At 61.7% G+C, this 8,204-nt stretch carries 9 protein-coding genes; 7 read left to right on the plus strand and 2 right to left on the minus strand.

Going from position 1 to position 8,204, the window contains the following annotated elements; translation table 11 throughout:
• On the minus strand, positions 1-260 hold a 260-nt coding region (locus tag ADADOO_RS16800; RefSeq protein ID WP_511278659.1), incomplete at its 3' end, for a hypothetical protein.
• Positions 261-753: 493 nt separating this feature from the next.
• Between ADADOO_RS16800 and ADADOO_RS16805 the strand changes: the two genes are divergently transcribed.
• The 3 genes from ADADOO_RS16805 (at position 754) to ADADOO_RS16815 (ending at position 3,479) form a co-directional block, all read left to right on the plus strand.
• Positions 754-951 (plus strand): group II intron maturase-specific domain-containing protein, encoded by a 198-nt coding sequence (locus ADADOO_RS16805; RefSeq protein ID WP_511278667.1) that lies wholly within the window; start codon positions 754-756, stop codon positions 949-951.
• 164 nt (positions 952-1,115) lie between these two features.
• Positions 1,116-2,528, plus strand: coding sequence for a circularly permuted type 2 ATP-grasp protein (locus ADADOO_RS16810; RefSeq protein ID WP_511278660.1), 1,413 nt, complete (start codon positions 1,116-1,118; stop codon positions 2,526-2,528).
• A 3-nt stretch (positions 2,529-2,531) separates the two neighbouring features.
• Positions 2,532-3,479, plus strand: a complete 948-nt coding sequence (locus tag ADADOO_RS16815) for an alpha-E domain-containing protein (protein ID WP_511278661.1) — start codon at positions 2,532-2,534, stop codon at positions 3,477-3,479.
• A 33-nt stretch (positions 3,480-3,512) separates the two neighbouring features.
• Here the strand turns inward: ADADOO_RS16815 and ADADOO_RS16820 are convergent, their stop codons facing one another.
• Entirely contained in the window at positions 3,513-4,418 is a 906-nt protein-coding gene (locus tag ADADOO_RS16820; protein WP_511278662.1) for a MerR family transcriptional regulator, read from the minus strand.
• A gap of 106 nt (positions 4,419-4,524) precedes the next feature.
• Here ADADOO_RS16820 and ADADOO_RS16825 point away from each other — a divergent pair, with 106 nt between their 5' ends.
• The 4 genes from ADADOO_RS16825 to ADADOO_RS16840 all read left to right on the plus strand — a co-directional run.
• Positions 4,525-5,085: a glutathione peroxidase gene (locus ADADOO_RS16825; protein ID WP_511278663.1), complete on the plus strand. Its 561-nt coding sequence runs from the start codon at positions 4,525-4,527 to the stop codon at positions 5,083-5,085.
• Between the two features lie 10 nt (positions 5,086-5,095).
• On the plus strand, positions 5,096-6,430 hold the full coding sequence (locus tag ADADOO_RS16830) for an NAD(P)/FAD-dependent oxidoreductase (protein ID WP_511278664.1): 1,335 nt from the start codon (positions 5,096-5,098) through the stop codon (positions 6,428-6,430).
• Positions 6,431-6,437: 7 nt separating this feature from the next.
• Complete coding sequence (locus tag ADADOO_RS16835; RefSeq protein ID WP_511278665.1) at positions 6,438-7,199, plus strand: DUF1365 domain-containing protein; 762 nt, start codon at positions 6,438-6,440, stop codon at positions 7,197-7,199.
• Positions 7,196-8,204, plus strand: a 1,009-nt coding sequence (locus ADADOO_RS16840; protein ID WP_511278666.1) for a class I SAM-dependent methyltransferase, incomplete at its 3' end; no start/stop codon positions are given. The genes ADADOO_RS16835 and ADADOO_RS16840, both read left to right, overlap by 4 nt.

Consider the following 8,204-nt stretch of genomic DNA (forward strand, 5'->3'; position numbering starts at 1 on the left):
GTATTGCGGTGATCTTCGAACGCGCCTGATCGCTGCGGCGTTTCAGTTGTACAGAAACCCACCGGAGCGATCCGGTGGGTTTTTTTCTTGTGCCCCCGCCCAGCATGGGCGCACTCCTGCAGGTGGAAGTCCTGCCGTAAGTTGATCACCGCGAACGAAGTGAAGCGCAACTGCGCGAGGGCGACCGAACGTGGGGAGGAAGCGTGGAGCATAAACGGCGAACCGACGCCCCGCAGGAAGTCCCCTCGGGGGATGGACACCTCGGTCCCCCCTTGAGGGGGAAGAACTGGATAGAAGGCGCTGCCGAGCAGGGCGAGTGGGCAATGGACCACGAAGCTCTCGTGATCAAGGCGAAGTGGCGTAGATTCGGCGGTTGTGCGGTGACAAGCCGAAGGCGAAGGACGCCCGTAGGGCGGTCCGCGAAGCGGATGCCGTCACGAGCGCAGCGAGGCGGCACAGGTGGAGTGGGTTCTTACTTGGGGAGACCTCGCCTCATGCCTGAATGGGCGACGGATGAAACCGGAGCGAGGAGTCAGCAACGGCCATAGTAGCTGCCAGTTTGGGGCGAAGGGCCAAACGAGAAGGAGTGCCTTCCGCCATGTCGATGCGTGAAGCTTTGCGTCAGATGCCCGCGCCAGCGGGGTGGGTGCCGGAAGCGAGTGGTCAAGCTGCTGGCGAGCTGCAAGCGTCGGATCAGGCAACTGACCCGACGCTCGGGCGGGGGTGGAAGTCGTCGAAAAGCTGCGGCCCTGTGTGCTGGGCTGGAAAGCCTACTTCCGATTGTCGCAAACGCCGAGAGTCTGGCGAACGCTGGATGAGTGGATGCGACACCGGTTGCGGGCGATTCAGCTCAAATACTGGAAACGTGGCCCGACTCTGATGACCTCAACTTCTCGAACCGCCCGGCGCGGACCCGCATGCCGGGGGGTGTGGCAGGGGCGCAGTCAATAACGGCTGCCCCCTATGCCGATTGCACCAGATTGAAATTGCTCCGCACTGAATTGGGGCGCGACCTTGTATCATGAAATTGTAATCTACTGATTTTGTGCAATTTTGTTCCGTGGCATGGAACCTGCTGAATCAGCCTTGAGAGCATCCTCAGCGACGAGTCCAATATGAATTTCTACAACGAAATGATGGACGCCAACGGTGGCGTCCGAGCTCACTACCAGGGTTACGATTCATGGCTCAAGGCAACCCCGCCTGAGCGTATCGCCCGCAAGCGGGCCGAGGCCGATCTGGCCTTTCACCGGGTCGGCATTACCTTCGCCGTCTATGGCGAGGAAGCCGGCAAGGAACGCCTGATTCCCTTCGACATCATTCCCCGCGTCATCCCATCAGCCGAATGGAAATCCCTGCGCTCCGGGCTGCGCCAGCGCGTCAAGGCGCTCAACATGTTCCTGCATGATGTTTATCACGATCAGGAAATTCTCAAGGCCGGCAAGATTCCGGCCGAGCAGGTGCTCAACAATGCACAGTTCCGCCCGGAAATGATGGGCGTCGATTTGCCGGGCAATATCTACGCGCACATCGCTGGCGTCGATATCGTCCGCGCCGGTGAGGGCGAGTTCTACGTACTCGAAGACAACCTGCGCGTGCCGTCCGGCGTCTCTTACATGCTCGAAGACCGCAAGATGATGATGCGCCTGTTCCCCGAGCTGTTTGCCAAACACAAGGTGGCGCCGGTCCAGCACTACCCGGACATGCTGCTCGAAAAGCTGCGCGCCGTGGCACCGAAAGGGGTGTCGAACCCGACCGTCGTCGTGCTCACCCCGGGGGCCTACAACAGCGCCTATTTCGAACACACTTTCCTGGCTCAGCAGATGGGTGTGGAACTGGTTGAAGGTCGTGATCTCTTCGTCAAGGACGAGGTGGTCTACATGCGCACGACGCAGGGGCCACAGCGCGTCGATGTCATCTACCGCCGCCTTGACGACGATTACATGGACCCGCTCGCTTTCCGCGCCGATTCGTCGCTTGGCGTGCCGGGCATCTTGAAGGCCATCCAGGCCGGCAACGTCACGCTGTCCAATGCGATCGGCACCGGCGTTGCCGATGACAAGTCGATCTACCCGTATGTGCCGGACATGATCCGTTTTTACCTCGGCGAGGAGCCGACGCTGAATAACGTGCCGACCTACCTGTGCCGCAAGCCGGACGAGCTCAAGTATGTGCTCGATCATCTGGGCGAACTGGTCGTCAAGGAAGTTCACGGCGCCGGCGGTTACGGCATGCTGGTTGGCCCGGCCTCGACCACGGAGCAGATCGAGCACTTCCGCCAGTTGCTGATCGCCAAGCCGGACGGTTACATCGCCCAGCCGACGCTGGCCCTGTCCAACTGCCCGACCTTTGTCGAAGAGGGCATTGCGCCACGCCACCTCGACCTGCGCCCCTTCGTGCTGTCCTCGGGTGACTGCGTGGACATGGTGCCGGGTGGCCTGACCCGCGTTGCGCTGACCAAGGGGTCGCTCGTCGTCAATTCGTCGCAGGGCGGCGGTACCAAAGATACCTGGGTTCTGGAGGATTAATTCATGCTGAGTCGAACTGCCGATCACCTGTTCTGGATGTCGCGCTACATCGAGCGCGCCGAGAACCTCGCCCGCCTGCTCGATGTCACCTGGCAAATGTCGCTGGTGCCGCAATCCCTTGATGCGGTGAATCAGAGCTGGGCCGCCATCATTGCGCTGAATAGCCTCGAAGAGGCCTATGCCAAGAAGTATTCCACGGTCAACGGGGAAAATGTCCTGAAATTCATGGTCAGCGATCCGGACAACTTTGCGTCGATCCACAGCTGCCTGCGACTGGCGCGTGAAAACGCCCATGCCGTGCGCGGCACGCTGACCACGGAAATGTGGGAAACGCTCAACGCGACCTGGCTGGAAGCGCGCGAAAAGACCTTCGACCAGCTCTTCAATGCCGGTATCGGCGATTATTTCGAGTGGGTCAAGATGCGTTCCTCGCTGTCCCGTGGCACGACGCTGGGCACCCTGCTGCAGGACGAGGCCTACCACTTCATTCGCCTCGGCACCTTGCTCGAACGGGCCGACAACACGGCGCGTATCCTCGACGTCAAATATCACGTGTTGCGTCCGCAGGGCGACGAGGGGGCGACCGATTTCTACGAGTGGGGCGCGCTGCTTCGTTCCGTCTCGGCCTTCGAGGTCTATCGCAAGGTTTACCGTGATGTCATTACGCCGGAGCGGGTTGCCGAGTTGCTCATCTTCAACCACGACATGCCGCGTTCGCTGCAGTTCTGTCTAAACAGTGTCGTCAAGAATATCGATCTGGTCGCCAACAGCCATTCCGGCGAAACCCAGCGCCAGGCCGGGATGCTGCACGCCCATCTGCGTTACGGCCGCATCGAGGACATCCTCGAACACGGCCTGCACGAATGGCTCAGCGATTTCATGGATCGCATTTATCTGCTTGGCAACGGCATCAGCAAGGATTTCCTGGTGCCGATGGAAGAAGCGGCCTAGTCGCTGGCGCCGAAGTGCTTTGCGGGGCTGCGTTCAGGCGTGTTGCAGTCGCCAGGTAGTCAGCGCCGCAAGCGCATCGTCGAGTGTCGTGATCAGTTCTGCGTCGCTGCTCCGGGGGACGCGGGCGACGCCGCTGCCACCCACCCACAGCGCGGTCTTCTCCGGCAGGATCAGCCGCAACTGGTGGAGTAGACCGGGAATCTGGCGTTGCGGAAAGGCGCCGGAAAAGGAGAGGGCGACGATCTCGGCCTGATGCGCTGCGGCGGCGCGGCCGATTTCGAGCAGCGGCATTTGCGTCCCGAGCGGAATGCACTCGGCGCCCTCCAGCGCGAAGAGGGCTTCGACCATGAGCAGGCCGAGGACGTGCGCTTCCTCCGGGACACTGGTGAATAAAACGCGCGGGCCGCGCGGGCCGCCGGGCAGGGTGGCAATGGCCTGGCGCAGGAGGCGCTTGGTCAGCTCGGTATAAAGATGCTCCTCAAAGACCTCAAAGCTGCCGTCTTCCCATTTTTCGCCGACCTGCCGCGTCAGTGGCGCCACTGTGTCCTGGACAAAACGCTGCAAACCTTGCCGGGCCAAACGCTGCTGCATGGCCTGCTGATAGGCGGCGGCATCGTGTTGTTTGATCAGGGCGAGCAGTTCGCTCAACTCGCCATCGTCGGCCGCCATATCGACCGTCGCCGATGTTGACCGGCGCGAGGCCAGCCCGCCCAGCTCCTCCGGCGGCGTGGCGATCAGCTTGCCGGGCCGGTGGCCGAGATCCATTAGGCGTTTTATCTGGCGCAGGCGGTCCACCTGCTCGGCCGGATAGCAGCGCTCCCCATTGCTGTCGCGGCTGGGCACGGGGAAACCGTAGCGGCGTTCCCACATGCGCAGGACGTCCTTGGAGAGCCCGGTATCGCGCTCGACGGCGGCAATATTAAAAGTGGCGGTATTCATTTTGTCCTGAACAAATATTAGACAAACCGTTGACAAGCGATTATTTGGTCGTTATCTTACGAACAAACATCGTGTTTGTCTAGGACAAAAAAGCAAGGAGTGGGGCATGATCTTAAATGTGAAACGTTGGGTTGTGATGGCCGGTCTGTTGTCGTTCAGTGTTATGCCGGCAATCGCCGCTGGTGACTGTCCGCAACTGCTCCGCCACGACTTTACCCGCCTGCAGGATGGCCAGGCTCTGCCGCTTTGCCAGTACGCCGGCAAGGTCATTCTTGTCGTCAATACGGCCAGTTACTGCGGCTTCACTTCGCAATACGAAGGGCTGGAAAAACTCTATGCGCGCTTGAAGGACAAGGGGTTGGTCGTTCTCGGCTTTCCGTCCAACGATTTCGGCGAGCAGGAGCCGGGCAGCGAGAAGGAAATTGCCGACTTCTGCCGCCTGACCTACGGCGTCGAGTTTCCCATGGTTGGCAAGACCGTGGTCAAGGGCAAGGGTGCCAATCCCTTTTATCTGAAGCTGGCCGAGGTGACAGGCAGCCGGCCGAAATGGAATTTTCACAAGTATCTGATCAACCGCGATGCAACGCAGGTCGTGGCCTATTCGAGCTTTACCCGGCCGGATGACCGCGACCTGGTCGACCAGATCGACGAATTCCTGGGCAAGTAGGGGGCCGAGCATGACATCCAAAAAACGCATTGCGGTTGTTGGCGCCGGCATTTCGGGGCTGGCCAGCGCCTGGCTGTTGAGCCATGACTTCGCGGTGACCCTATTTGAGGCCGGGCACTATCTGGGCGGTCATACCAATACGGTCGACGTGACACTGGAAGGCAAGACGCATCCGGTTGATACGGGATTCCTTGTTTTCAATGACAAGACTTATCCCAACCTGATCGCGATGTTCGCGTTGCTCGGTATCGAGAGCGTCGAAACCGAGATGTCCTTCGCTGTCAGCCTGGAAAACCCTGATCTCGAATGGGCCGGGAGCAATCTGGCGACGGTTTTCGGGCAAAAGCGCAATTTCTTCCGCCCGCAGTTCTGGTCGATGTTGAGCGACATCCTGCGCTTCAACCGGGAAAGCACGGCGTGGTTGGCGGCGTATCCGGAGAGCGAACTCAGCCTCCAGGAATTCCTGGAGGATGGCGGTTACTCGCCCGCTTTTGCTGACTGGTATCTGCTGCCGATGGCGGCGGCCATCTGGTCCTGCCCGACCGGGCAGATGCGCGCCATGCCGCTGGCCACCTTCATTCGCTTCTGCCAGAACCATGGTCTGCTGCAGGTTTTCGACCGGCCGCTGTGGCGGACGGTGGTTGGGGGCGGGCGCGCCTATGTGCGCAAAATCGCCAATCGGCTGATCGCCAACGCGGCCCAAATCCGCCTGGCCTGCCCGGTCAGCGCGGTGACGCGCGAAGGTGACTCGCTCAAGGTGACGCATGCGGCCGGCAGCGAGCATTTCGATCAGGTCGTCATGGCCTGCCATAGCGACCAGGCCCAGGCCATCCTCGGCTTTACGGCGACCGACGGCCAGCGCGACGTGCTGTCGGCCATCCGTTACCAGCCCAACCGGGCGATCTTGCACACCGACCGCGCCCTGCTGCCGCGTGACGAAAAGCTGTGGTCGGCATGGAATTATTTTGCCGGCAGCGGTGAGCCCGGCGTGAATGCAAATGAGCAGCCGGTCGGCGTCTCCTACCTGATCAACAAGTTGCAACCGCTGCCCTTCGAGACGCCGGTCATCGTGACGCTGAACCCGCCTCGCGAGCCGGACCCGGCCATGGTGCTCGCCGAGTTCAACTACGCCCACCCGATTTTCGACGCACCGGCCATCGCCGCCCAGCAGCGCCTGGCCGAGGTCCAGGGGGAAAACGGCATCTGGCTGGCCGGCGCCTGGGGCAGCTACGGTTTCCACGAAGATGGCCTGAAATCGGCCTTGCGCGTCGTCAATGGTCTCGGTGTCGTGGCGCCGTGGCAGGTCGCGCCGACCTGTATCAAGCCCGAACTGGAAACGGCCTGAGCCGGCCATGAACCGTCCACGCCTCTTCCTCGGCCATGTCATGCACCGGCGCCTGCGGCCGGCGGTCAATGCCTTCGTCTATCCGGTCTTCTATGTCCAGTTGCCGGTGCGCGACCTGACATTGGCAAATTGCCCGATTTTTTCGGTCGACCGTAGCAATCTGCTGAGTTTTCGCCAGAAAGACCACGGGCCGCGCGATGGCAGCCCGTTGTTGCCGTGGATACAGGCCCAACTGCGCCAACACGGCCTGCCCGACGACGGCGAGATCACCCTGCAATGCTTCCCGCGCGTCTTCGGCTTTGTCTTCAATCCGGTCAGCTTCTGGTTCTGTCGCAACATCGAAGGCGCACTGATTGCCGTGCTCGCCGAGGTCAACAACACCTTCGGCGGCCATCACCGCTACCTGCTGCACAACCCTGACGGCGCGCCCCTGCGCGATGGTCAGGAACTGCGTGCGACCAAGGCATTCCACGTCTCGCCCTTCAACGAGATCGCCGGCGGCTACCGCTTCCGTTTCCACCTCGACCGCCCGGTGCCGCTGGCCCGCATCGATTACGACGACGCCGACGGCGAATTGCTGCTCACTTCCATCTCCGGCAAGCCGCGCGCCTGGTCCGTCTCGGCCCTGCTCGGTGCCTTCCTGAAAATGCCCTTGCTCACCGCCGGCGTGATCTTCCGCATCCACTGGCAAGCCTTGAAGCTGTGGCTGAAAGGGGTGCCCTTCCGCGGCGCCCACGTTCCTCAACCTCTACGGGAATTACCGAAATGACGACGATGATTTTGCGCGGCAGCGAGCGGCTGGCCCGCGACACCCGCCTGGTTTTTGAGCTGCTCGAAAAGGTGCAGGGCGGAATGCTCGAAATCCGTTTGCCGGGTGGCGACCGTGCGCTGTTTGGCGATGGCGAACATGGCGTCGCCATGCAGGTCCATGACGAAGCGATGTTCAGCCAGGTGCTGGCGCGCGGCGACATCGGCCTGGCCGAAGCCTACCTCGACGGTCAGTGGGATTCGCCTGACGTCACCGGGCTATTGAAACTGCTGGCGGCCAATCGCCAACAGCTCAAAAAGGCCGTCTATGGCTCGCCGGCCAGCCTGCTTGCCGCCCGCGTCCGCCACTGGCTCAACAGCAACAGCCGCAGCGGCAGCAAGCGCAACATCATGGCGCACTACGACCTCGGCAACGATTTCTACAAGCTGTGGCTCGACCCCAGCATGAGCTATTCGTCGGCGATCTATCGCGAAGCCGACGATGGTTCGCTCGAAACGGCGCAGCACGCCAAATACCGCCGCATCCTCAACTGCCTGAAAGCCCAGCCCGGCCAGAATGTGCTCGAAATCGGCTGTGGCTGGGGCGGCTTTGCCGAACTGGCCGTGCAGGAAGGCTTGCGCACCACCGGCCTGACCCTGTCGCCAGCCCAGCTTGAGTGGGCGCAGAAACGCGTGCCGGGCGCCGACCTGCGTCTGCAGGACTACCGCGATCTCGACGAGCAGTTCGATCACGTCGTGTCCATCGAAATGTTCGAAGCCGTCGGCGAACGCTGGTGGCCGACCTACTTCAAGACCGTTGCCAAGGCGCTCAAGAGCGAGGGCAGGGCGGTTGTCCAGAGCATCACCATCGGCGACGACATCTTCCCGGAATACCGGCGCAGCACCGATTTCATCCAGCAATACATCTTCCCCGGCGGCATGCTCCCCTCGCGCGCCGCCTTCCGCGCCGCCGCCGCCAAACAGGGCCTGATCGTCCGCAACGAATACGCTTTCGGCCACGACTACG

The sequence above is a fragment of the Azonexus sp. genome, assembly GCF_036170495.1.
Taxonomy (GTDB): domain Bacteria; phylum Pseudomonadota; class Gammaproteobacteria; order Burkholderiales; family Rhodocyclaceae; genus Azonexus.

Coding starts and splice junctions, on each gene's coding strand:
- ADADOO_RS16810 (WP_511278660.1), top strand. CDS start 1,116: ATGAATTTCTACAACGAAATGATGGACGCCAACGGTGGCGTCCGAGCT.
- ADADOO_RS16815 (WP_511278661.1), top strand. CDS start 2,532: ATGCTGAGTCGAACTGCCGATCACCTGTTCTGGATGTCGCGCTACATC.
- ADADOO_RS16820 (WP_511278662.1), bottom strand. CDS start 4,418: ATGAATACCGCCACTTTTAATATTGCCGCCGTCGAGCGCGATACCGGG.
- ADADOO_RS16825 (WP_511278663.1), top strand. CDS start 4,525: ATGATCTTAAATGTGAAACGTTGGGTTGTGATGGCCGGTCTGTTGTCG.
- ADADOO_RS16830 (WP_511278664.1), top strand. CDS start 5,096: ATGACATCCAAAAAACGCATTGCGGTTGTTGGCGCCGGCATTTCGGGG.
- ADADOO_RS16835 (WP_511278665.1), top strand. CDS start 6,438: ATGAACCGTCCACGCCTCTTCCTCGGCCATGTCATGCACCGGCGCCTG.